This window comes from Dyadobacter fanqingshengii (genome assembly GCF_023822005.2).
Classification (GTDB): domain Bacteria; phylum Bacteroidota; class Bacteroidia; order Cytophagales; family Spirosomataceae; genus Dyadobacter; species Dyadobacter fanqingshengii.
Genome location: NZ_CP098806.1, coordinates 3,413,226 through 3,437,776 on the forward strand (window position 1 = coordinate 3,413,226; position 24,551 = coordinate 3,437,776).

Below are 24,551 nucleotides of genomic sequence, written 5' to 3' on the forward strand. Positions count from 1 at the left end.
ACTGGGTACGCTAAACGTGCACTTTTTCTGTCACGATCTTTCCGTCAAAAAGGTTGACAATGCGATGCGCGAAACCTGCGTCGTAGGGCGAGTGCGTTACCATCAGAATGGTGGTTCCGGCTGCATTAAGCTGGCTTAGCAGGTTCATTACTTCTTCTCCGTTTTTGGAGTCGAGGTTACCTGTAGGCTCATCCGCAAGTATCGTTTTTGGTGTTGCTACAACGGCCCGTGCAATGGCTGTCCGCTGCTGCTGTCCCCCGGAAAGTTGCTGTGGAAAGTGATTGCGGCGGTGCATCATGTTCATGCGGGTAAGCGCAGCTTCTACTTTCTCTTTTCGTTCGGCAGGAGGTGTTTTCAGGTATAACAATGGAAGTTCAACGTTCTCATAAACAGTCAGTTCGTCGATCAGGTTGAAACTTTGGAATACAAATCCAATGTTGCCTTTACGGATCTGTGCACGCTGTCTTTCCGACATTTTGGCCACTTCCGTGCCGTAGAATTCGTAAGAGCCTTCACTAGGGTTGTCCAATAGACCGAGGATGTTCAACAAAGTTGATTTGCCACAACCGGATGGTCCCATGATAGCGACAAACTCGCCGTCTTTTACATCCATGTCAATGCCGTTCAGGGCAGTGGTTTCTACTTCCTCAGTAGAGAAGATCTTATGAAGGTTGTTAATTTTAATCATTGGGTTTTCTTTGGCTATGGATTGATAAATTGCTTACTAATAGAGTTTGTTTGTATCTTAAAATTCAAGCACTTCATTGTCCCCGAAGTTCTCGTACGAGCTGGTGATTACTTTTTCACCTGGCTGCAACCCTTCCAGAACTTCAAAATACTCAGGGTTTTTACGGCCCAATGTGATCTTGCGTTTTGAAGCACGTTTGCCATCGTCGCCCACCACATATACCCAGTTTCCGCCGGTTTCAGAGAAGAATCCACCCACTGGAAGCAATGTTGCCTGAGAAGGCTGTCCCAATTGCAGACGGATCGGCGCTGATTGCCCTCTTTTGATCAATTCAGGAGCGCCTTTGTCAAACTGCATATCCACCTCGAATCTCCCGCTCAAAACCTCCGGATATATCTTGATGATTTTCAATCCATAATCCTTTCCATTGAATTCCATGGAACCCTGCAGTCCTGCAAAAATCCTTGAAATGTAATGTTCGTCTACGCTTACACGCATTTTGAAACCATTCAAATCATCAATTTGTCCGATATTCTGACCCTGGTTAATGTTGGATCCAACTTCCACGTTCATAGAAGAAAGCAAGCCTGAAACAGGCGCCTTAACCGAAAGGTTTTCAAGTGTTTGTCTCCAAAGATTCACGTTCTTTTGCGTGCTGGCCAATGTTCCTTCCAGCTGCGTGATCTGCATTTTAGAGTTTTCTTCCTGGTATTTCTGAGATTCAACCTCAATATCGCGTTGCTTCGAAAGTCTTTCAAATTCCCTTTTGGTTTTCAAATAGTCCGCATCGGGAATGACCTTATCCTTATATAGTTTGGTGTTACGATCATGCGCATCTTTCGCCTGATCAATCTGGAAATCCAGTTCGCTCAATGTCTTTTGCAGGTTAAATCGTGCAATACGCAAGCTCTGACGCGTATTTTGAAGATCATTCACCAGTCGGCTAGCCTCGGTTTCAGATTGCAGGAAGCTCAGTTTCAGGTTTTGGTTTTCCAGTCTCAAAAGCACATCGCCTTGTTTTACCATGTTACCACCTTCAATCAGTTTCTCTGTCACATATCCACCTACGATCGCATCCAGCTGGATGGTTTTCAATGGCTGCACGACGCCGGTTACCACGATAAATTCGTCGAATTTGCCTTGTTTGACTGTGGAAACCGTCAGCTTATCTTGTTCAACATTCAGTTTGCTGCGTTTATCTGCGAAGAAGAATTGATATACTAAAAATGCGACCAGTAATGTGCTTCCCGCGATTATACCAATGCGTTGTGTGGTCCAGAATTTCTTTGGTTTAAGTTTGTCCATTGTCGAGCCCCCGGTGAAACCGTTGTTATTGGTGCTGGATGAGTTAGGTGTTTTGACTTCCATTATATTGTTGGTGATTGGATTCGCTGTTAAACTTTGATCTATTCTATCCAATCCCTATGCCAAAGAAGACATTGCCATGCAAAAACCTTAATATCAGCGTTTTAAGCTTATTTAAAACCGTTTGAAATGTCCGATAACGGACAATTTTGTTCGGGTGCGGACAAGCATTTTTGAGGCTTATAAGGGTAAAATAGTGACTTTTTAGCTTGTTATAAAATTAAATTTCAAATTGCATCTGCTATCTTACCAAACAATTGCCAATAAAGGGATTTAGCCCTTAGCAACCCCAAAAACCAGCCATGCAACTCTCTGAAGCAAAAATCCTGATCATCGATGACGATGTCGACGTACTAAGTGCGGCCAAACTCCTTTTGAAACGCCACGCCAAAACAGTCGACATTGAAAAGAATCCGCAAAAACTGCCATTCCTCGTAACCAACGGTGATTATAACCTCATCCTGCTGGACATGAACTTTACCCGCGATGTAAATAGCGGCCGTGAAGGTTTCCATTGGCTGGACCGCATTCTCGACATTAAACCTGCTTCAAAAGTGATTATGATCACGGCCTATGGAGACATTGAAATGGCGATCCGGGCCATTAAAGCGGGTGCGACGGATTTTGTGCTGAAACCTTGGGAGAATGATAAATTGCTTGCCACAATAGCGGTTGCTATTGAAGGGGGCAATGATAAAATACCGGCCGTAGTGGAAGAGAAAAGCAAGGACGACGGCAAAAAAGGCAAGTCAACCGGCGAATCCATTGTGGCTTCCAGCGAATCCATGAAACAAGTGCTGGCGACGGCGGAACGCGTTGCGGCCACAGATGCCAACGTGTTGATCCTGGGAGAAAACGGAACCGGTAAAACACAGTTAGCCAAGCATATACATCAGCATTCAAAACGTGCAGACAAGCCTTTTGTGGTCGTGGATCTGGGCGCGCTGAGCGAAAGCTTGTTCGAAAGCGAGCTTTTTGGCCACGTTAAGGGTGCATTCACGGATGCGAAGGAGGACCGTGCAGGAAGATTCGAAGAAGCCAAGGGTGGGACCATCTTTCTGGATGAAATCGGGAACCTGTCGCTTGGATTACAAGCCAAGTTGCTGACCGTTATTCAGGAGCGGCGCGTGACGCGCGTGGGTTCCAATAAACCCATTGCCCTGGACGTTCGGTTGCTTTGCGCTACCAATATGAACATTGAAAAAATGGTGACCGAAAAGTCCTTCCGCCAGGATTTACTTTACAGGATCAACACCATTGAACTGGATCTGCCACCCTTGCGCGAGCGTCCCGAGGACATTAGCGCCCTGGCAGAATATTATCTCAAACAATACGGCAAGAAATACAATCGCCCGGTTAACGACATCAGTAGCGCATTGATCAAGAAAATGCAGCAGTATAACTGGCCGGGCAACATCCGCGAACTGCAGCATGCCATTGAACGCGCCGTGATCCTTTCGCAGGAAAAAACATTGCAACCCGACGACCTTTTTCTGAAAAGCTCCGGCGGGCAACCGACCACGGCAACGGGTTTCGATCTGGAAGATATGGAGAAGACTCTGATCGTGAAGGCGATGAAACGTTTTAACGGAAATATTACAGACGCAGCCCGCGAACTCGGTCTGAGCCGTGCAGCACTTTACAGGAGAATGGAGAAGTATGGCCTGTGAGTGGCATGTTTTTTGGGTTATATCGAATAAAATTTCTTAGCTCAATATCAATTTATTCATATAATGACCAAATATTTCTCGCTACTCTCCCTGCTGCTTTGCTGTCAATTGTCCTTCGCACAGAATGGCAAAATCACTGCTGTTCCACTTAAAAATGTAAAAACGAAACAGGGTTTCTGGCACACTCGCGTGGAAGCTGCGCGTGAAGTAACGGTTCCGCATGCATTGCAACAATGCGAGGAATCGGGCCGGATAGACAACTTCGCAGTGGCTGGCGGATTAAAAAAGGGGAAGTTCGAAGGCGTTCGTTTCAATGATTCGGATGTTTTCAAAGTCGTTGAAGGCGCGGCATATGTGCTTCAAAATCAATACGATCCCAAGCTAGACCATTATCTGGACAGTCTCATTACGCTTTTCGCAGCCGCACAAGAGCCGGACGGCTATTTATATACAATCAGGACCATTAATAAAGACACAACCGGCTCCTACGACTGGATTGCCGGGCCTTACCGTTATGGTTTTGAGAACGGCAGCCATGAACTCTACAATGTGGGGCACCTTTATGAAGCGGCCATTGCCCATTACGAAGCCACCGGAAAGAAAACATTGCTCGATGTTGCCACCAAGAATGCGGATCACTTGGTTAAAACTTTTGGCACAAAACCGGGACAACTGGTCGTCGTTCCTGGTCATCAGGAAATTGAGTTGGCGTTGATCAAGCTTTACCGGACAACGGGCAAAAAAGAATATCTGGATCTTTCCAAATTCTTCATCGACATGCGCGGCCGCTCCGATAAGCGCGCATTGTATCTGGACGAGCACAAATTGGGCCCTGCCTATTTTCAGGACCAGGTTCCTTTTGTGAGACAAAAAGAAGCGGTTGGTCATGCCGTTCGTGCGCAATATTTATACACGGCCGTTGCGGACATGCTCACGATCGAAGACGAGCCGGAACACAGTCACGCCGTTCACGCGATATGGGATGATGCAACAGAGAAAAAACAATATGTAACCGGTGGCGTAGGCGCCCGCGAAGACGGTGAAGCTTTTGATAAAGAATACATTTTGCCGAACGACAATGCCTATGCCGAAACCTGCGCGGCCATTGCCAATATGCTCTGGAATCACAAAATGTTCCTGTATACGGGTGAATCCAAGTATATGGATGTGTTCGAACGGGTGCTTTACAATGGATTTCTGGGTGGCATGTCGGTGAAAGGCGACAAGTTTTTTTATGTAAATCCAATGGCTTCCAATGGTGTCAATGATTTCAACAAAGGCACCGGTGCTGAAAGACAACCCTGGTTTGGAACAGCTTGCTGTCCTACCAATGTGTCGCGTTTTCTGCCTTCCATGCCTGCTTACATTTACGCCACAAAAGGCAACGAACTGATTGTTAATTTATTCGCTGATAACGAGGCAACCATTTCAGTCAATAACAATGCGGTAAAACTGGCGCAGCAAACCAACTATCCTTGGGACGGGAATGTCAAAATTTTGGTTGATCCTGAAAAAGCCGGGAATTTCACGGTGTCGGTCCGCATTCCGGGTTGGGCGACAGGCGAGGCGATTCCAGGTAATCTTTATGCTTATGCTAACAAAGATTCCAAACCGGTAACATTGCGTGTGAATGGCAAAAACATCCCGGCTAATATTGAAAAAGGTTACATTAAGCTGGCGAGGAACTGGAAGAAAGGCGATCAGATTGACCTGGTGCTCGATATGCCGGTAAGAAAGATTATCTCCAATGAAAAAATAACTGCTAATAAGGATAAAATTGCCATTGAACGCGGACCTGTTTTGTACTGCGCAGAAGGCCATGACAACAACGGTAAAGCATTGGCTATTCCTGTTTCAGAAAACCAAACATTCGCCGCCAGCTATCAGCAGGGCTTGTTAGGCGGAGTTAATGTATTAAAATCTGAGGCAGGCAATGTTACGCTGATCCCCTATTATGCCTGGGCAAACCGTGGACCCAATGAAATGGTGATCTGGTTTAATAAGGCGCAGTAACATTAACGAGATTTGATATCTAAAAGACCTTTCGAGAGTTTCACTTTGAACACTTACTTCGAAAGGTTTTTTTGTACAGTTTCCAAATCCTTCAATGTTCCGTTGACGATGACATTAACGTCGCTGTTTTTGAACATCTCATTTTCGGAAACCAGCTTGCTTTTAAAATACAATGTGAACGGAAGCTCCTTCCCTTTCGACACCATTTGGCCCGCCGCTTTCAAAACTTTACCCATATCAATAGCCAATGGAATTTCATAAATCTCGCTGCTTTTGCCTTTAACCTTGGTAACACCTTTCACGCTTCCTTCTGCAAGCCGATCCTGTTTACCAAGATCCACGGCGTATGCGGGATTTTCAAACTGAACTGGAAAAGGATTTTGGTTCGAAAACTTCAATTTTAACACAACCTCTGATTTACCGAGGCGGAACTTTGTCACATCATAATCGACAATTTCAACCTTTGGTAACCTGTATAAAGGCAATCTTTTATCCATATCCAGCACGATACTATCTTTTCCTAAAATCGGCTTTTTCAAATGAAAACGACCTTCGAAATGATAGTCTGCGCTATCCTCTCCTACGGCAGCTTCCGCATCGCCTTCCTTTCCAAGTTTGGCAATCTTCAATTGCGCTGGGATTGTAACCAATGTGCTGTCGCGCGGATTGATGGCTAAGGGTTTGGCATATTCATCTTCAATAATAGTCACCCCGTTCATCTTCACGAAATAATCAAAACGTTCCACATCCACCCCAACCGGAAGGGGGTTATCAATCAACAGTTTAAGAGAAAGGTCAATGGTGCTGTCAGTAATGTTGCTGATTTGCCCAATCCCCATCTCTACCCGGGGCTTCAATCCCGATACCGGGTTTACATGCTCATTTTTATACTTTTTGAAAAAATACCATCCTATGACGGCGGCCGCTACTAATAATAAGATGACAAGCGCAATCTTGCGCGACCGGTTAATATGCATGAAGTATAATGTTATAATGAACTGGATAGAAGCACTGTTCAAAAATCATTCCGGTTCCTGTTACGGGCAGTGAATTCAAACTAAAAACTTCCCCAAATACGGATTTTGAGAACGTATATGTGTACTTATATCTTCATCCAAAACGGCAATGCGACGCCTGGAACGGCAACAGCATTTTGGTACGGGTTTTTAGTAGGGCGGGTTCATAAGGATGATTTAATCCTTCACAATTAAGAACAACAAACTACTACAATTATGAAAGCGACCAAAAGTAAATTAGTAAACCAAATCACTGAAACAGATAGTGCGAAGCTGAAAGAACTTTTTGTTGACGGTCTGAAGGATATTTACTGGGCAGAGAAACACCTGGCAAAAGCATTGACGAAAATGTCAAAAAGTGCTACTTCGGAAGAGCTGAAAGCGGCTTTTGAAAAACATACAACAGAAACCGAAGAACACGCAGCCAGACTGGAAGAAATTTTTGGACTTGTAGGCGAAAAGGCACAAGCTAAGAAATGTGCTGCGATGGAAGGTCTTATTGAAGAAGGCGAAGAAATTATCAGCAGCACCGATAAAGGAACAATGGTTCGTGACTGCGGATTGATCATGGCTGCTCAGAAAGTAGAACATTACGAAATCGCATCTTACGGAACATTGAGAAACATTGCAAGAACATTGGGTTACAGCGAAGTGGCGGATATGCTGCAAATTACGCTTGATCAGGAAGGTGAAACCGACCACAAGCTAACAGAATTGGCTGAAACATATGTGAACGAAGAAGCCAGCGCAGAATAAGCTTACACTTCATCATCAGATTAAAAAAGAAAGGGTTGACCATATGGCCAACCCTTTCTTTTTACCATCTATTTTACTTTTCAGGCCAGATTCAATTTGCCATGATCGCCGCCTTCTGGCGTGGTGCCTGTAAGGACCGCTTTGACCATGGAGAAGAAAACCACCATTTTGGACGACGTTGCATCCCAGTATGCGGCTTCCCCGGTTGTCACTTTCAAAACCACCAGATTCGGATCTTCTTTTCCTTCCGGAAACCACGCTTTTGACATAGGGTTCCACAATTCCTCTTTCTTGGTTTCGCTTTCTACAATCTCTGCATGACCCGAAACGCTGATGTAGGTATTTTCTTTCGGTTCCGAATAAATTAATGTTACCGGCTCACCCTGATTGGAGCTGTCACCGATTTCCGTGTTTCTACTGGTGAAAAACCAGACATTTCCTTCATCATCAATTTCCAGTGTGGTCATAGGACGCGATTCTATCCTTCCGTTTGCATAAGTCGTGTACATACAAAACCGGATATCCTCAGCCAGTGATTTCAGTTTTTTTATTGCGTCTTTATCTTGAAGGTCCTTTTCCATAATAATTGTTTTGTTTAATCTCTGATCTTATTTACCTGAGATCGTAAAACAACTATTCCAAGGTCGGATTAGCTGCGCATTAATTTTTCGTACTCCCGCTCCGCCAATCCCTTTTCGTCCAAATTGCCATATGCGACTATAAGATGGGTTGCAAGGCCGATGCCCCATCCCACCATTGGGAATATAGGCCACGGTAAATGATCATTGCCAAAGTGCGGAAAAGCCGTCACAGCCCACAGAAGCCACAAACCTGCATTAATAACCAGATAAGTGCTGAGATGAACTTTAAATGATGCCCTTTTCTTCGCTTTTCTCCAGATAAACTCATTACGCGGCGTTTCCATAGCGGTATTGGTTTAGAATGAAATGTTATGTTTTAACAAACTGTTTTTCAGTTGATAAACCTAATTTACTGCGCCCTGAACCCAGGCAAAAGGGAATGCGGACAGAGTTGATAATTACTGCGATGAAGGAACAGATTAACCCGATGAACTTGTTGTCAAAATCCCTAAAATTCAAGGCGATAGTTCAGCACCGGGATCAAGCCTGTTTGCGTTGTGTTCCTGATCACCTTATCAGTTGGATCGTAAGATCGCTCGTATGCATTCAATCGGTTGGTCACATTCTGGATATCCAGTGAGATTGTTGATGCAGTTCGTTTTTTGTTCTTTGTATAGCTTACGCGGACGTCCGACCGGAAATAATGCGGCAGTTGCTGTGAATATGCCCGGGTCCAGTCTAGTTCCGTTTTTCCTGATTGTTTTGATTTTTCAAGATCAATAGGCGTCACGCGGTTTCCGCCGGCGGCGAGCATTTTAATGTTTGCTGCGAACACATTGGTTTTGTTTTTACCCACCTTCCATTCTTTCCCTGCCAGAACATTCTGTACAAATTGACCATTGAACCTGCTGTTCCGCTCGATACCATCACGACCGGTGTATTTTGACTGATATAATGATGTGGTGCTCATGAGATAAATGCCGCCCGTCAGGGATTTTTCAATGGTCACCTCAACCCCATAGCTGCGACCCGTTCCATCACTCACCAGCGAATCATTTGTAAAACCGCTGATCTCGTTAATTTGGGAATTGTGCAAAAGGTAAGGTTTTGTAGAATTTGGCGAACCGATCGGCACATGATAATGATGTTGGTAATATGCCTCTGTCAAAACCCGCCAGCTGCTGGTAGGCCGGAATTCATAACCGCCCACAAAATGCGCAGACTTCATCAGTTTAAGGTCTTTGTTAGCCGCCGCCGTTTTCCCGGTTTCAGAATTGACCTGTGCAAAATATGTTGAGATCGACTCTGTTTTACTGTGCAACCCGGCACCAAAACTGATGGTAGACTTTGGAGCGACAGCCCATTTCATCCCTAGTCTCGGTTCGAGAGAAAACTGGTTATTAAGTCCCAATAACATGCCGTGAACGCCCGCATTGATCGTAACTGTCGGTGATATACGCGATTTAAGCTGACCATATGCCTGATAAAGCTGAGTAGTCCCTCTTTGATCCAGAAAAGTACGAAAAGGACCGTCTTCATTATTCCTGTCGAAAAGGTTAAAGTCCAAATGGTTGATGATAAATCCGCCGCGAAAGGTGTTGCGGGCATTAAGCTTGTAGTTGAATAAGGAAGATATCCTGAGTGCCTGATTGGTAAAGCTCTGGCGATACGAAATTTGTTTTCCGAGGTTGTCAGTTTCGTCGGTAACCTTGGTTCCCGCATAGGAAATGATGCTTTCAACGTAAGCTTTGTTATTGATATAGCGCAGGTAATTGATGCCCAAAATGCCGCGGTTCGAGGTAAACACTTCATTTTCAGCATTCGTATTTTCTTTTGAAGTGCTGATGCCCCCAATTCCCCAAACCGTCACAACAGATTTGTCATCAGATGGAACGTGAATTTTAAAAGCGCCGTCCTGGAAGTCCGTAGAAGCATCTCCCTGAATGTTCAGGCCCAATTTGTTGAGCACAGATAATGTCGAATAGCGGTAATTGGCCAGGTAAGAGGCTCCGCCTTTGGCGCCGAGTGGCCCTTCCGCAGCGAAATCGAGGCCCAGGACGCCGGCTTGCATTGCGTACTCGCGCTTTTCATTATTTCCGTTTCTTAATTTCAAATCAAACACCCCGGAAGTTGCATTGCCATATTCAGCCGGAAAAGCGCCTGTAAGGAAGTCGGAATTACCTAAAACATTGGCACTCAATGCGCTGATCCCGCCGCCGCTCGAACCTTCTTCGCCGAAATGGTTAGGGTTTGGAATTTCCACACCTTCCATTCTCCACAACATTCCTTTCGGGCTGTTACCACGGATAATGATCTGATTACCACCATCATCGTTGGTGGCTACACCCGCAAAGGACAAAGCCATACGCGCCGGGTCATTCACCGAAGCCGCAAAACGTTTGGTCTGATCCACCGTGAAAGAGCGCCCGCTGACACTCACCATGTCATTGAGAGGAGCGCCGTTTTCCTTTTGCGCCTTCACCACCACTTCATCCAGCGACCGGAAAGATTCTGCCAGTTTAATGGTCAATTCGACTTCCTTACCCGAACCGACAGCGATTTCCTGCAAAAATGCATCATCATATCCCATGCTGGTAATTTTGAAAGAATGCCTTCCGACGGGAACATTTTCGATGCGGAAAACACCTTCCGCATCCGTCGTTCCGCCCATGATCGGAGTAAGTGAAGTGATGATCACATTTGCGCCGATCACCGGTTGCCGGGACTCCGCATCGATAACATGTCCTTTTACAAGTTGTGTCGGTTGCTGGGCAAAAGCCCGCGACAAGATCACCAACGCGATCAGCGCAAGAATATATTTTTTCATAGCTAAGTGTTTTTCTTTCAGACAACTTAGCTATGCCTTACCCTAAATTTTTTCGGAAAAATTATTTTGGTACTGACTTTGGGATCTTATCTGCGCCACGCAATAGAGGCCTCATAATTCACAAACTTCTCATCTTTCGTTACAACCAATAAATTTTCCTCAATGGATTGCGCAATAATTATGCGGTCGAAAGGATCGTGATGGTGATGTGGCAAAATTGCATTTGTCAAAATATGGCTTGCTGTTATAGGAAGCAGTTCAAAACCGGTTTTATCAATAATTGCAAAGATTTCTTTTAGCTCAGCGTGCAATTCCAGCCGTCCCAAAGAATTTTTGATCGCTATTTCCCACAGTGTCGCAATGCTGATGAAGCAACTGTTATCTGCATCCTCCAATAATATTCTTGTTCTGCGTGGCAGTCTTAAATCGTCAGTGATAAACCAAATAACTGCATGCGTGTCGAGCAGTAAATTCATTTGGCATAAGCATTAAATCCTTCGATATCATCATCAAAATTGTCTTTCATGACAATCAGCCCTTTTGCTTTGCCTGGAAGTCTTTTGGTCTTGTAGCCTGACGCGGAGGGAGATTTCTTTTCTAAATCTTCGATAAAATTAACCACCTGTGCTTTTTGCTGCACAGGCAACTTTGAAAGTTTTGTGTATAGTTTTAAGTCTGTCATAAATAATTAGTGCTTAACAAATTTACAATTTTTAGCGCAATGTCGGTCATATCAACGCATCAACTTCGGCATCGATAGTTTAGACGGTCGTTTCGGGAAGAGGTCACATTTTTTCAGAAAATTATTTTCTACTAGTACAACACCCGCAGCGGAACGGGATCGAAAAAATGATTCAGGGGCCCGTTGCCGTTTCCGGTTTTTGCGTTTTTGCCGGCTTCGATGGCGCTTGAAATGTATTCTTTGGCGAAAATGATGGCTTCGGGGAGGGAATTTCCCTGGGCCATGAAGGTTGCGATGGCAGAGGAAAGCGTGCAACCGGTTCCGTGCAGATTCTGGCTTGCTATGTAAGCAGATTCGAAAACGAGCACTTCCTGATCTTTTTGTGCCAGAACGTCAAACAATCTTTCTGAAACCAGGTGACCGCCTTTGAGCAAAACAGCGCGGCAACCCTTAGCGATCATTTCCGAAGCGGCTTCCTGCATTGTCTTCAGAGAATGGATTTTCCTGGATAACAGCAATTTCGCCTCATCCATATTGGGTGTTACCAGATCTGCAATGGGAAATAACCTTTCCCAAAAAACGCTGAGCATTTCGGCTGCTGCCAACTCCGTGCCGCTGGAAGATGCCATCACGGGATCAATCACCACAAATCCAGGCTTGAACTGTTCAATAATGTCGGCAATAACCAGCGCGTTTTCAACCGTCCCGATCATGCCTACCTTAATGGCATCAACCTGGATATCGTCCAGAACCGCCAGTAATTGTTCTCTCAAAAACACAGCCGGAACCGGGAAAACCGTCCTGACTTCCATTGTATTTTGGGCGGTAAGGGCAGTAATGGCCGATGTGCCGTAGCCGCCCAATGCGCCTATCGTTTTCAAATCTGCCTGAATTCCAGCGCCGCCGCAGCTGTCTGATCCCGCAATGGTAAGTATGGTTGGATATCGGTTCATGAATGGTCCGCGATTTGTAAATACTTATCGGTGAAAGTAGTAGTTTTGGATAGTTTAAAAAAAACAGACTCACTTAATAATGATTAAAGCTGCCATATTTGACATGGACGGATTGCTGATAGATTCCGAGCCAATCTGGACAGACGCTGCCCGTAGGGTGATGCAAAGAGTAAATTTTACAATTTCCGATGCACTAAAAAACCAGACGACAGGTCTTTCCATTAAACTTTTCCTTGAATATTGTCACAAAATCCAGCCCTGGCATGCGCCTAGTTTTGAAGAATTGGAGCAGCAGATCCTGGAATATGCACATACAAACATTCTTGCTCATGCCGTGGCCATGCCAGGCGCCATCGAATTAGTCAAAAGTCTGAAAGCGCAGGGTTTGAAACTGGCTGTGGCTTCGGCTTCGCATATGGATCTGATTGAAGGTGTGCTCAAAAGGCTCGAAATTATTGACTACTTTGACACCTGGCATTCCGGCGAGCTGGAAGAATTCACCAAACCGCATCCGGCAGTTTATCTGACAACGGCCGCCAAATTAGGCTTGCTCCCGGAAGAATGCATTGCTTTTGAGGATTCTCATGCGGGCCTCCGATCAGCCCATGCAGCGGGAATGATTACAATTTCGGTGCCGGCGATGGAAGTTTTTGAGGATACTAAATTCGACATGGCACATTATAAGATCAGTTCTCTCGAAAAATACATATTAAGCGAAATGTCCGGCGTGCCGCAAAGCGCGATTGAAAACTAAAACCCAAATCTTCTATATCATTCATTAATGATCGGACTAAGACATTTTAGCATTGTGATCATGATCAGGATAGTGGTAATTATCCTGAGTGTCATTGCCCTTGCCTGGCTAGCGTCCAAGCACACAAACGAAGTACTCGTATATGTGCTGGGGACCATTTTCATCTTTATCCAGGGATCATTATTGTATCAATATGTTACCAATGTCAACCGAAAGCTGACCTATTTTCTCGAATCAGTCCGCTATTCCGATTTTACGATTAATTTTCGCTCAGACAATAAAATGGGCCGGACATTTAAAGAGCTTAACCAGCAATTCAATGAAGTGCTGCACGCTTTCCGGCAGGCCCGTGCGGAAAAAGAGGCGAACCTGCAATATCTGAATACAATTGTTCAGCATATCGGAACAGGCCTGATCACTTTTGATAGCAATGGTCAGGTTAACCTTATTAACAATGCTGCTTTGCGTATGCTGGGCATTTACCGACTGCATCAGTTGAGTGAGCTAAAAGACAAACATCCAAGACTTTACGAATTACTCTCAACGCTCGACAGCGGCGTGCGCGAACTTTACCGGACACCATCGGATCAGCCGCTGGCATTGCAGGGCGCTGCTATTCAGCTGAGGGGAATGTGGGTAAGGATTGTGGTTTTGCAAAATATCCAGACTGAACTTCAACAGCAGGAAGTAGAATCCTGGCAAAATCTTACCCGCGTGTTGCGGCACGAGATTATGAACTCAATGACGCCGATTGTTTCGCTTGTTGGAACCATGCGACTGATTGTCAATGAGGATATTGAGAAATCTACAAACGATCAGGAAGCGGTTAATGACCTGAAAGAAGCACTGCACACCCTGGAAAAACGAAGCAAAGGAATGATGCAGTTTGTGAATGCTTACCGCGATTTTACAACTTTGCCCAAACCCGTTTTTGCTAATCTAAGCGTTGCAGAACTTTTGCAGGAAGTGATCCAATTATTACAAACGGATCTTACTGGTTCGGGCGTTTTGTGGAAAATTTCTGTGAAACCAGAAACATTAACCATGAAAGCCGACGCCAGCCAGATTCAGCAAGTGCTTATTAATTTGGTAAAAAATGCATCCGAAGCATTTTCTAACCAAACAAACAGGCTGATCACATTAACCGCTTACCAAACTGATAATGTGACCATTATCGACGTTGCGGATAATGGTGACGGCATTGAGCCTGAAGCGATTGAAAACATTTTTATTCCTTTTTACACGACAAAGAAAACCGGCTCGGGAATTGGGCTGAGCCTTTCGCGGCAGATTTTGCAGCAGCACAATGGTCAGCTCAATGTTTCTTCGGAAGTGGGCAAAGGGACTGTTTTTACACTGTTGATTTAGCCAGCTTACTTTTTCTATATCCGTAACTGAAATAAATCACAAGCCCGATCGCGAGCCAGATCACAAAAATCAGCCAATTGGATGATCCTAGCTCTGTCATTAAATACAGGTTCGTCAAAATCCCGGCAACAGGCAAGATCGAGAAGTTGTGTTTGAAGCTCATCACCGCAAGAATGCACCAGGTGATCCAGAAAATGATCGTTAACAGCTTATGTTCAACGATTTCCATTGCAGACATTCCTATCCATTCGTCAACAACACTTTGTCCGTAAATACTCAATCCGGCAATGGCAACGATCAGCAAAGCACCCACCAGATATTTCCCATTTAGATAAGGAACGCGGAATTTGGATTGAGCTGAAATGCCCGTGTGATCCAGATAAAGCACGCCGCCACAAACCAGGATAAAAGCAAAAAATGTCCCGACACTCGTCAGATCCACAAAGAAATCCATCTTGAAAAACAATGCGGGAATGCCTACTACAAAGCCCGTAACAATGGTTGCGAATGATGGGGTTTGATATTTGGGGTGGATTTTTGAGAATTTTTTCCAAAGCAAACCGTCGCGGCTCATGGTCATCCAGATGCGCGGCTGGCCCAATTGATAAACGAGCAATGCACTTGTAATAGCAATAACAGAACTCACAGAAATGACGCCTGCCATAAAATCAAGGCCATTTTTTTCAAAAACAAATGCCAGTGGATCGCTCACTTTCAGCTCTGTATAATTGACCATTCCGGTGAGCACCAATGTGATCAGAACATATAAAACTGTACAAATAATCAGACAGTAAATCATGGCTTTGGGCATGTCGCGTTGTGGATTTTTACATTCCTCAGCGGTGGTCGATATGGAGTCAAACCCGATGAATGCGAAGAAAACGGAGGCGACCCCGCCCATAACGCCTTTAATGCCATTGGGTGCGAATGGCGACCAGTTTTCGGGTTTAACATAAAATGCCCCGGCAAAAATCACCAGTAAAACAACCCCGATTTTCAGTACCACCATGATGTTGCTCGCAGTTCGCGACTCCCGGATCCCGATATAAACCAGGGCCGTTATCAATAATGTTACCAATCCCGCAGGAAGGTTTAGCATAATATGAAAGTCGCCGATCACGGGAGATTGTTCGTAAGCAGCAGCTGCAAATCGCTCGTATGTGCTCATTTCTGCGGCTCCCGCGCTTTGCAATTTGGCGAATGCATCAGAAGCCGTTTCGTGGTTGACGGTGAGCCAGCCGGGCAGTACAATGCCGAAACCTTTCAGCATTCCCGTAAAATATTCTGACCACGAAATGGCAACGACCATGTTGGAGACTGCGTATTCCAAAATCAATGACCAGCCAATGATCCACGCAAATAATTCACCAAAGGCTACATAAGCATACGTGTATGCACTACCGGAGACGGGCACGGTGCTTGCGAACTGCGCGTAAGACAAAGCCGTAAAAACGCACGCTATGGCCGTAAAAATGAATAATAACGATACAGCCGGACCACCATTATAACTTGCAACTCCGATCGTACTGAAGATCCCTGCTCCCACAATGGCCGCTATTCCGAGAGAAACCAGGTCCCTGACTCCGAGTATTTTGGCTAACCCGCCATTTTCCGCAGAATTGGCATCTCTAAGGATTTGATCAACTGTTTTTTTACGAAAGAGAGAAGAATTTTGTTTCATGCAGGAGCTGATTTGGCAAAGTCTCAGTATGTAATAAGTTGGCTAAAATAACGATATTCTCAACGCATCTACCCAACTGTTGATATTTTGTTCAATAAATCACAAATTTTCCGTAGAAAATTCTTCTGGGTGAAATCAAACGGGAAAACAATGTGTTTGAGACCATATAATTACTTAATTTTCCGACTGGCAACCCCACCACATTCCATGAAAAAAATCACTACGCTACTTGTCCTTATGCTGCTTTCTGCCAGGATGTTGGACGCTCAGGACATTAAAGCTTACACTACGGCGCAGGCGCATTCCCACAATGATTATGAAAGAAAAGGCGCTTTCCAGGACGCTTACGATCAGCAGTTCGGCTCCCTCGAAGCGGACCTTTTTCTGGTAAATGACACACTGTTCGTGGCGCATAACCTGAAAGAAATCAGCTCAAAAAGAACATTAAATTCGCTTTACATTCAGCCGATCCTGGCAAGCGTCGAGAAGAACGGCGGGAGCATTTATTCACAAAAGGACGTTCCGCTTCAATTTCTGATCGACCTGAAAACCGGGGCGGCGGAGACACTCGCTGCATTGGTCAAAGAACTGGAACCGCATAAGCATATTTTCGCGCCAGCCGGGACGATCATGATTGTAGTAAGTGGCAACACGCCAGATCCCACCCATTTTGAAAAATATCCCGACTTCATTTTTTTCGATGGCCGGCCAGAGATCACTTACACGCCCGATCAGCTCAAACGTGTAGGCCTGATCAGTCAGGGATTTGGTAAATACTCAAAATGGAACGGCGAAGGCCCTTTGCCCGAAAAGGAAAAGAAGACGATCCAGAAAGTGATCAAGCAAACGCATGACCTTGGCAAAAAAATGAGGTTGTGGGCTACGCCAGACAACATTAACTCCTGGAAGATCATGATGTCCCTCGGTGTGGATTATCTGAACACCGACAAAGTGAAGGAAATGGGCGATTATCTGAGAACTGCGCCGCGCTAGCAATTCCGGGTAAATTTTAAAATGCTTTTACATTTTTCAATGTTATAACCTGTCCTCCCATGTCATCCGAACAAAACGCGTCCCACGGCGCTTCGGCACCCGCCGCTGCGCTCAAAAAAGTTTTGAAACCAATACATCTTTGGGCGATCGCCGTGGGGCTGGTGATTTCCGGTGAATATTTCGGATGGAATTATGGCTGGGGCGTTTCAGGCACGATAGGATTTCTTATAGCGACGCTGCTGGTGACACTGATGTATGTCACTTTTATTTTCAGTTTCACAGAGCTTACCACTTCAATTCCGCAAGCGGGCGGACCATTTTCATACGCTCAGCGCGCTTTTGGCTGGTTTGGGGGGCTCATTGCCGGCTATGCTACACTCGTTGAATTTTTGGTAACACCACCGGCTATTGCCTTTGCGCTGGGCAGTTACTCCCATTTTCTTTATCCTTCACTGGAAGTGCTGGATGTTGCTTTTGCGTGTTATGTGATTTTTATATTAATTAATCTGCTGGGCATCAAGGAATCTGCAATGTTCTCACTTGTGGTAACATTGCTGGCTGTTGGAGAGCTGCTTATTTATATCGGAATTGTTGCGCCGCATTTTTCGTACGAAACCTTTGTAACCGAGCCTATGCCATTCGGCTGGCCCGGTGTTTTCGCCGCATTACCATTTGCAATCTGGTTTTATCTGGCCATTGAAGGCGTTGCCATGGTGGCCGAAGAAGTGGAGGATCCCAAACGGACCATTTCACGGGGATACATTTACGGGATCTTAACGTTGGTTGTGCTGGCACTTGCCGTCATGATTTTTACCGGCGGCGTGGCACACTGGCGGCTTTTAAGTGAGATTGATTATCCCCTGCCAGCTGCGCTCGGCATCGTCCTGGGACGAGATAACAGCCTTACCCAGCTGTTCGCCAGCCTGGGATTGTTCGGACTGATTGCTTCTTTTCACGGAACGATCATCGGTTATTCGCGACAAATTTATGCGCTGGCCAGGGCCGGTTTGCTGCCTTCATTTTTAGGAAATGTGAATAGCCGATTCCAAACGCCGCACTGGGCGCTGATCGGCGGAGGAATTGTCGGTTGCGTTGCATTAAAACTGGGCACCACAGACCAGGTTATCATTCTCGCCGCATTGGGAGCGGTTGTCATGTACATGATCAGTATGGTCGCCCTTTTTGAGCTTCGCCGCAAAGAGCCCGGCCTCGAACGCCCCTTTACCGTCCCAGTCTACCCCTACTTTCCACTCATAGCGCTCATCTTATCGACCGTCTGCCTCATTGCGATCGTCTATTACAACATCATGCTAAGCGTCTGGTTCTTTGCTGGCCTTATATTAGTTACCATACTCTACATGGCAACCGGCAGGCACAAAGTCACCGGGGACAACGAGATCACGGCAGGCAACGCAAAAGTATAACGCCGAGATAGTTTCTACCGGTTACTAAATTGTTTTTTAAAAAATGGTCTTAATTCCCAACTAATTCGTACATTAATCTGAATTTTTTACTCAACGATAAGCTGAAATTTGCAACTTTTGAAAACACTAACATTGTCCCTGTTCGCCAACCCTGATTTTTCAGAGCATGGGATCGAATTTTAAAATCCAGAATGAATATTTTAATTGTTGAGGACGACCTAATTGTAGCAAAACATCTTCAATATTTACTCAACGGCTTCGGCTATGACGCAAATGACGTGGCAACGGATTACAGCACGGCTGTCGAACTGCTCAATAGCAAGGTTTTCCATCTTGCCGTTTTGGATATTAGCCTGAATGGTTACCAAACCGGGATCGATCTGGCACATCATATCCGCGAAAATTTCAAGATTCCTTTTCTCTTTCTTTCCAGTCATGAAGACATTGCAATCGTAAATGCGGCCTTGCAGGCATCTCCGCACGCTTTCCTTCAAAAGCCTTGCCAAAAAATCACGGTATATACGGCGGTTAAGCTGGCTTTGAAAAATTATCGTCTTGCCGCTTTGGCGGGAGAATCCGATCAGGAGGATAAACAAGATTCCACTGTTATCAAAGATGCGCTCTTCATCAAAGAAAAGCATATGTTTACCAAAATCCTGCTGGCGGACATCCTTTACATTCGCAGTGACGACAATTATCTGGAACTGCATACCAAGAAAAAGAAGTACACCATCCGCGAAACATTGAAAAATATGCTTCAGCAACTTCCGGCTAATTACTTCTTCCGGGTTCACAAGTCATTTATCATCAATCTCAATGCCATAACATCGATCAATTACATTCATGTGATGATCAATGAAATTGAAATTCCGATCACAAATGACAACCGGAATGAACTCCTGAGCCGGGTCAAAACTTTTTCGTGAAAAGCACCTAAAGAACTTTAAACCAGACACTCCCATTTCCAACATTCACCCCGGAAATTGGTTATTTCACCACATTATTTTGTCTGTCATCCAACTACGAATTATTATTACAGCACGTAAAATCCTCTTCTATTTTAAAACAGTGTTCTTGTGATAGCTGCCTGAGCTTCAACATTTAAAGAAAAAAAATTAGAAGCTCAGGCATCCATTTCAATCCCAGGGACGTAAATACTATAAAATGATTTATTTGCATAAATCCGAGTTTTATACACACAGATATTAACCATACCAGACCTAGACTAAATCATTACCATTAGTACTTTTTTATTTTAATATCGTTGAGAATAATTAGACATCCCCGGGATACATTCCCTGGGATGTTTTGTTTTTAATAGAGCAGATATTTCTTGCGCATATCTTTATAATCTCCCAAGCCGGGCTCCCAGCTTTTCCTGATCTCTTCTTCGGAAGCACCCGCAATGATCTGTTTTTTCAGATTTTCCGTGCCCGCCAGTTTATCAAAGCTTCCCATTTGCTTGCTCTGGCTCATATCAAAGAATTTGGCCTTGTCGGGATATGCTCGATACATTTCTATGATCCAGTTCAAATGCAGTTTTTCAGATTTTTGAAGTTTTGAAATATCATATTTCCGAAGGTCAATGCCGTAACAATCCTCATTCATGTGCAATGGCGTTTCGCTCATTCCTTTGATGCTTTTTGGCGTGAAAACGAAATCAAATTTTCCTTTGAGCAAAGGCGCACCAAGCACCGTAAACGGCATATAAGTGCCTCGCCCCTGGCTCACAATCGTGCCTTCAAACATGCATATATGCGGGTAAAGCATCACAGATTGTTGCGTATTCAGGTTGGGTGAAGGCATAACAGGCAATGTATAAGGCGTCTTGTGGTTATAGTTTGCCACTTTGACGATCTTCAATTTGCATTGCATTTTATTGGGCAGCCAGCCTTCGCCATTAATCATCTGCGCAAATTCTGCGATGGTCAAACCGTGTGCGATGGGGATTTTATACATGCCGATGCCTGAGCGCAAATGGTCTTCCAGGATAGGTCCGTCCACCAAAAACCCGTTCGGATTGGGGCGATCCAGGATCAGCATTTCCTTGTTGTTTTCCGCACAGGCCTCCATTACATGCCCTAATGTGTTAATGTACGTGTAGAAACGCGCCCCAACATCCTGAATATCAAATATCATCAGATCAATGCCTGCCATTTGCTCCTTGGATGGCTTTTTTTGTTTGCCGTAAAGTGAAATGGCCGGGATGCCCGTTTTTGGATCAACACTGTCGCTTACTTTATCGCCATTGCTGGCGGTCCCGCGGAACCCGTGTTCAGGGCCAAAGATCATTACAATGTTCACTCCCAGCGCAACCAGACTATCGACGATCGGCGCTTTACCAATAATGGACGTCTGATTCACCAGAATCCCGATCTTCTTCCCTTTCAGATAATCCAGATATTCCGAAACCTGATCCGCACCCGTCACCGGCAACTTGGCCGGCGCTATTGTGTTTTTGCCGACATTCAGGGAATCGCCCTCGGTTATTGCGGGATTTTTTTGCGAGGAGGAATTAACGCAATTGCTGAACAGGCAAATGCACAGTGTGAGGTTTACTAATGTGGAAAATGGTTTCATTGGATTTAGGATTGATTTAAAATAAACGCATTTGCCCGGCACGCATAAATTGGGTTGTATCGAGTGCGGGCAGCGCTACATCTTTAAAATATTTGCGGCAGGCATGCGCGTGCAGTTGCCTGATGTTCTCTGCGAAATTCCCCTCTCCCACCATTCTGTATCCAAAACGCGAGTCGTTCAGATTTCCGCCGTGGCATTCTGCAATCTGGTTCAGCACTTTTGCGGCCCGGTCGGGGAAATGGTGATGGATCCATTCTTCAAACAAAGTGGAAATTGCACCATTGAGTCTCACAACCGTATAATTGGCCCATAAAGCTCCGTTTTCAGCCGCTGCCTGCACAATGGCTGGAATTTCGTGATCATTTAACCCTGGAATTATGGGAGCCGTCATTACGCCCATAGGCACGCCCGCGTCATGCATTGCCTTTACGACCTGCAATCTTCGTTGTCCCGTGACAGTCCGTGGTTCGAGCGCACTGCGAAGGTCCTCATTTAAAGATGTGATGGAAATGGCTCCATGCACGAGATTCAGCTTGGCAAGCTTTTCGAGCACATCCAAATCCCTCAGCACCAAAGCATTTTTGGTCAAAACACTTACCGGGTTCCGATAGCGCAGACAAATTTCGAGCATTTGCCTCGTCAGTCTGTATTTCTTTTCCCCTGGCTGATAACAATCAGTGTTTCCAGAAAAATGAATGACCCTAGGCTCCCAGTTTTTTGAATTAAAAAGTTTTTCAAGCAACTGCGGAGCATTTTTCTTGACAACGATCTTCGTCTCAAAATCCAGGCCGGCAGAATATCCCCAATATTCATGGGAATTGCGCGCATAACAATAAATGCAACCGTGTTCGCAGCCCCGGTAAGGGTTAATCGAGTGAAAATGACCCAGATCCGGACTATCCGTGACGCTGAGCAATGTTTTGGAATGTTCCTCGATAAACTGCGTTTTCGGATTTACAGCCGGTTCTTCCCATTGCTGCCAATCCTCCGATGTGTATTCTATTTCATGCTTAAAAAATCTGTTGCGGGTGTTGATAGCAGCCCCACGGCCACGAGCCCTGTTGTCCATTGTTTGTTGATGATTGCATGTTGATGAAGTGTTAAGTTGTTGGTGTGTGTTATAAAATTACTTTATATACCGAAAGTCCTCGTCTCCTTTCAAAGACAGCAAGACATCATACATGAGTTGGATTACGTTTTTGACATCCTCTTTATGAACCATTTCCACGGTCGTATGCATGTATTTCAGTGGAAGGGAAATCAATGCCGAGGCGATGCCTTCGGTTGAGTAAGCAAATGAGTCCGTGTCTGTTCCCGTTGAACGGCTTACTGCCTGGCGCTGGAACGGGATCTTTTTCTCATCGGCAATGCGGATGAGCAGGTCGCGTACATTGTTCTGCACAGCCGGCCCGTAGCAGATAACCGGTCCGCCACCACTTTTCAGGTCGCCTTGCTCCTTCTTGTTGTACATCGGCGACTGCGTATCGTGCGTAACGTCCGTAACAATGGCCAGATTTGGTTTCAAACGGCGCGAGATCATTTCCGCGCCGCGCAGGCCAATTTCCTCCTGCACCGCATTCACAACATATAATGTAAAGGGCAACCGCACATTGTTCTCATGCAGCATACGCGCCACCTCGGCGATCATAAAACCGCCCATTCTGTTGTCCAGCGCGCGTCCGAGGTAATATTTTTCATTCAGCTCGTCGAGTCCGTCTGCAAATGTGGCAACCGTTCCTACATGAATGCCCATTTCCAGCACTTCGTCTTTTTTAGACGCGCCGACATCGATAAACAATTCATGAACCTTAGGCACCTGATCCTTTGCGATATCCCGAACGTGTATTGCGGGCCAGCCGAAAACGCCTTTTACAACGCCTTTCGCTGTGTGTAAATTCACCCGCATGGAAGGCGCAATGATCGCATCCGAACCTCCGTTGCGGCGTACGTGAATGTAACCGTCGTCGGTAATGTAGTTGACAAACCACGAAATTTCATCGGAATGTGCTTCAATTACAACCTTGTAATCCTGGCCTCCGCCAATCACCCCGACAGCCGTTCCGTAGACGTCTATAATAGTCTCTTCAATGTAAGGCTTTATGTAGTCCAGCCATATTTGCTGACCGCTTGCTTCAAACCCGGTCGGCGATGCATTGTTCAGGTATTTATAAAGAAATTCTCTGCTTTGATCTGACATATTTTATCAAAATTACTTACTGAAATGCTGTTGAATAACGCCGTTTCTGGCGCAAACTATTGTCTTAAATAGCCCCAAAAGGCCCATAATCGCCGTTTTTTGAGATAATCCAAATCTCCCTGATGCTGATATGCTTCGCGCTCGAACGAAATGTGGAGATAGGCGAGATAATGTTTTTTGTACTGGATCAGGCGGACTAAATATTCGGCAAAATACCAAATATAAAAGACAATCAAACCCAATTCAAGCTGTTGTCGCAAATGGATTTGCTCGTGGTTGATCAGGAAGCGGCTGCAAGGTTTTTTTCTTACTAAAATGAAGGGAAACAACGCCATGCCCTCCACCCGAAGGAAGGAAACACTCAATAAGATCCCTTTGAATTTCATAGCGGCTATTCCTGATCCAAACCAATTTAAAACAAAAATGTTGGATTGCGAATGGTCAACATTCTGCAATCCAACATCCTATTTATGCCTTGCGAAATTACTCGCTGAACCTGCTGATATCCAGGACTTCGAATTCCATCAATCCCGCAGGAACCTTGATTTCGGTAGTGTCTCCAACTTTTTTCCCCAGCAAACCTTTTCCAATCGGCGATCCTACTGAGATCTTGCCCGATTTAAGGTCCGCTTCTTCTTCTGAAACCAAAGTGTATGTAACTTCCATTCCATTCTTACGGTTTTTGATCTTCACTTTGGAAAGCACCGCAACCTGCGAAGTATCAATCGACGACTCGTCGATAACCCGCGCATTTGACATGATCTCTTCAAGCTTGGCGATCTTCATTTCATGCATTCCCTGCGCATCCTTCGCCGCATCATACTCTGCATTCTCGCTCAAATCACCTTTATCCCGCGCTTCTGCAATCTGTTTTGCAATCTCCGTGCGGCCTTTTGTTTTCATATCATTCAGCTCATTCCTCAGCTTATTTAATCCTTCTTCCGTATAGTATGAAATTTTAGCCATGACCTTAAATTGGTTTACAAGTCTTTAAAATTTTGAA

23 protein-coding genes are annotated in these 24,551 nt (G+C 45.1%); 8 read left to right on the forward strand and 15 right to left on the reverse strand.

Going from position 1 to position 24,551, the window contains the following annotated elements; all coding sequences use genetic code 11:
- Positions 1-10: 10 nt before the first annotated feature.
- Positions 11-688 (reverse strand): ABC transporter ATP-binding protein, encoded by a 678-nt coding sequence (locus NFI81_RS14185; protein ID WP_082213583.1) that lies wholly within the window; start codon positions 686-688, stop codon positions 11-13.
- A gap of 57 nt (positions 689-745) precedes the next feature.
- On the reverse strand, positions 746-1,993 hold the full coding sequence (locus tag NFI81_RS14190) for an efflux RND transporter periplasmic adaptor subunit (protein WP_234614847.1): 1,248 nt from the start codon (positions 1,991-1,993) through the stop codon (positions 746-748).
- A 362-nt stretch (positions 1,994-2,355) separates the two neighbouring features.
- Here NFI81_RS14190 and NFI81_RS14195 point away from each other — a divergent pair, with 362 nt between their 5' ends.
- A complete protein-coding gene (locus tag NFI81_RS14195) occupies positions 2,356-3,723 on the forward strand; it encodes a sigma-54-dependent transcriptional regulator (protein WP_234611796.1) in 1,368 nt (455 codons plus the stop codon).
- A gap of 63 nt (positions 3,724-3,786) precedes the next feature.
- A complete protein-coding gene (locus NFI81_RS14200) occupies positions 3,787-5,736 on the forward strand; it encodes a glycoside hydrolase family 127 protein (RefSeq protein WP_234611795.1) in 1,950 nt (649 codons plus the stop codon).
- 53 nt (positions 5,737-5,789) lie between these two features.
- Here the strand turns inward: NFI81_RS14200 and NFI81_RS14205 are convergent, their stop codons facing one another.
- Positions 5,790-6,713, reverse strand: a complete 924-nt coding sequence (locus NFI81_RS14205) for an LEA type 2 family protein (RefSeq protein ID WP_234611794.1) — start codon at positions 6,711-6,713, stop codon at positions 5,790-5,792.
- Positions 6,714-6,968: 255 nt separating this feature from the next.
- On the opposite strand from NFI81_RS14205, the gene NFI81_RS14210 reads away from it, so the two are divergent.
- Positions 6,969-7,508, forward strand: a complete 540-nt coding sequence (locus NFI81_RS14210) for a YciE/YciF ferroxidase family protein (RefSeq protein WP_234611793.1) — start codon at positions 6,969-6,971, stop codon at positions 7,506-7,508.
- 80 nt (positions 7,509-7,588) lie between these two features.
- On the opposite strand, the gene NFI81_RS14215 is transcribed toward NFI81_RS14210, so the two are convergent.
- The 6 genes from NFI81_RS14215 to thiD form a co-directional block, all read right to left on the reverse strand.
- Positions 7,589-8,089, reverse strand: a complete 501-nt coding sequence (locus NFI81_RS14215) for a pyridoxamine 5'-phosphate oxidase family protein (protein WP_234611792.1) — start codon at positions 8,087-8,089, stop codon at positions 7,589-7,591.
- A gap of 68 nt (positions 8,090-8,157) precedes the next feature.
- Entirely contained in the window at positions 8,158-8,433 is a 276-nt protein-coding gene (locus NFI81_RS14220) for a 2TM domain-containing protein (protein WP_234611791.1), read from the reverse strand.
- Between the two features lie 164 nt (positions 8,434-8,597).
- Positions 8,598-10,916: a TonB-dependent receptor gene (locus NFI81_RS14225; protein WP_234611790.1), complete on the reverse strand. Its 2,319-nt coding sequence runs from the start codon at positions 10,914-10,916 to the stop codon at positions 8,598-8,600.
- 86 nt (positions 10,917-11,002) lie between these two features.
- Entirely contained in the window at positions 11,003-11,392 is a 390-nt protein-coding gene (locus NFI81_RS14230; protein WP_234611789.1) for a type II toxin-antitoxin system VapC family toxin, read from the reverse strand.
- The gene (vapB, locus tag NFI81_RS14235; protein ID WP_234611788.1) at positions 11,389-11,598 is read right to left on the reverse strand and encodes a type II toxin-antitoxin system VapB family antitoxin; all 210 of its coding nucleotides are present in this window, start codon (positions 11,596-11,598) and stop codon (positions 11,389-11,391) included. The genes NFI81_RS14230 and vapB overlap by 4 nt, the downstream gene beginning before the upstream one ends.
- A gap of 131 nt (positions 11,599-11,729) precedes the next feature.
- Positions 11,730-12,551 (reverse strand): bifunctional hydroxymethylpyrimidine kinase/phosphomethylpyrimidine kinase, encoded by an 822-nt coding sequence (gene thiD / locus NFI81_RS14240; RefSeq protein ID WP_234611787.1) that lies wholly within the window; start codon positions 12,549-12,551, stop codon positions 11,730-11,732.
- A gap of 79 nt (positions 12,552-12,630) precedes the next feature.
- Between thiD and hxpB the strand changes: the two genes are divergently transcribed.
- Both hxpB and NFI81_RS14250 read left to right on the forward strand, forming a co-directional pair.
- Complete coding sequence (hxpB, locus tag NFI81_RS14245; RefSeq protein ID WP_234611786.1) at positions 12,631-13,305, forward strand: hexitol phosphatase HxpB; 675 nt, start codon at positions 12,631-12,633, stop codon at positions 13,303-13,305.
- Between the two features lie 27 nt (positions 13,306-13,332).
- Positions 13,333-14,673, forward strand: coding sequence for a sensor histidine kinase (locus NFI81_RS14250; RefSeq protein WP_234611785.1), 1,341 nt, complete (start codon positions 13,333-13,335; stop codon positions 14,671-14,673).
- On the opposite strand, the gene NFI81_RS14255 is transcribed toward NFI81_RS14250, so the two are convergent.
- Positions 14,657-16,354 carry an amino acid permease gene (locus NFI81_RS14255; protein ID WP_234611784.1) on the reverse strand — a complete coding sequence of 566 codons (1,698 nt, stop codon included), beginning with the start codon at positions 16,352-16,354 and terminating at the stop codon, positions 14,657-14,659. The two genes, NFI81_RS14250 and NFI81_RS14255, sit on opposite strands and share 17 nt — an antisense overlap.
- A 207-nt stretch (positions 16,355-16,561) precedes the next feature.
- Between NFI81_RS14255 and NFI81_RS14260 the strand changes: the two genes are divergently transcribed.
- The 3 genes from NFI81_RS14260 to NFI81_RS14270 all read left to right on the forward strand — a co-directional run bounded on the left by NFI81_RS14260 (position 16,562) and on the right by NFI81_RS14270 (position 19,697).
- Entirely contained in the window at positions 16,562-17,347 is a 786-nt protein-coding gene (locus tag NFI81_RS14260) for a phosphatidylinositol-specific phospholipase C/glycerophosphodiester phosphodiesterase family protein (RefSeq protein ID WP_234611783.1), read from the forward strand.
- Positions 17,348-17,406: 59 nt separating this feature from the next.
- Positions 17,407-18,771, forward strand: coding sequence for an ethanolamine permease (gene eat, locus NFI81_RS14265; RefSeq protein WP_234611782.1), 1,365 nt, complete (start codon positions 17,407-17,409; stop codon positions 18,769-18,771).
- 191 nt (positions 18,772-18,962) lie between these two features.
- Positions 18,963-19,697, forward strand: coding sequence for a LytR/AlgR family response regulator transcription factor (locus NFI81_RS14270; RefSeq protein ID WP_234611781.1), 735 nt, complete (start codon positions 18,963-18,965; stop codon positions 19,695-19,697).
- A 388-nt stretch (positions 19,698-20,085) separates the two neighbouring features.
- Here the strand turns inward: NFI81_RS14270 and NFI81_RS14275 are convergent, their stop codons facing one another.
- Genes NFI81_RS14275 through greA form a run of 5 tightly spaced genes read right to left on the reverse strand, consistent with a single transcriptional unit; the run spans position 20,086 to position 24,514 of the window.
- The gene (locus NFI81_RS14275) at positions 20,086-21,351 is read right to left on the reverse strand and encodes an exo-beta-N-acetylmuramidase NamZ family protein (RefSeq protein WP_234611780.1); all 1,266 of its coding nucleotides are present in this window, start codon (positions 21,349-21,351) and stop codon (positions 20,086-20,088) included.
- 16 nt (positions 21,352-21,367) lie between these two features.
- Positions 21,368-22,420: a PA0069 family radical SAM protein gene (locus tag NFI81_RS14280; protein ID WP_234611779.1), complete on the reverse strand. Its 1,053-nt coding sequence runs from the start codon at positions 22,418-22,420 to the stop codon at positions 21,368-21,370.
- Between the two features lie 57 nt (positions 22,421-22,477).
- Positions 22,478-23,548, reverse strand: a complete 1,071-nt coding sequence (locus NFI81_RS14285; protein ID WP_234611778.1) for a M42 family metallopeptidase — start codon at positions 23,546-23,548, stop codon at positions 22,478-22,480.
- A gap of 56 nt (positions 23,549-23,604) precedes the next feature.
- Positions 23,605-24,003 (reverse strand): hypothetical protein, encoded by a 399-nt coding sequence (locus NFI81_RS14290; protein WP_310589226.1) that lies wholly within the window; start codon positions 24,001-24,003, stop codon positions 23,605-23,607.
- 28 nt (positions 24,004-24,031) lie between these two features.
- A complete protein-coding gene (gene greA, locus NFI81_RS14295; protein ID WP_234611777.1) occupies positions 24,032-24,514 on the reverse strand; it encodes a transcription elongation factor GreA in 483 nt (160 codons plus the stop codon).
- Positions 24,515-24,551: the final 37 nt, after the last annotated feature.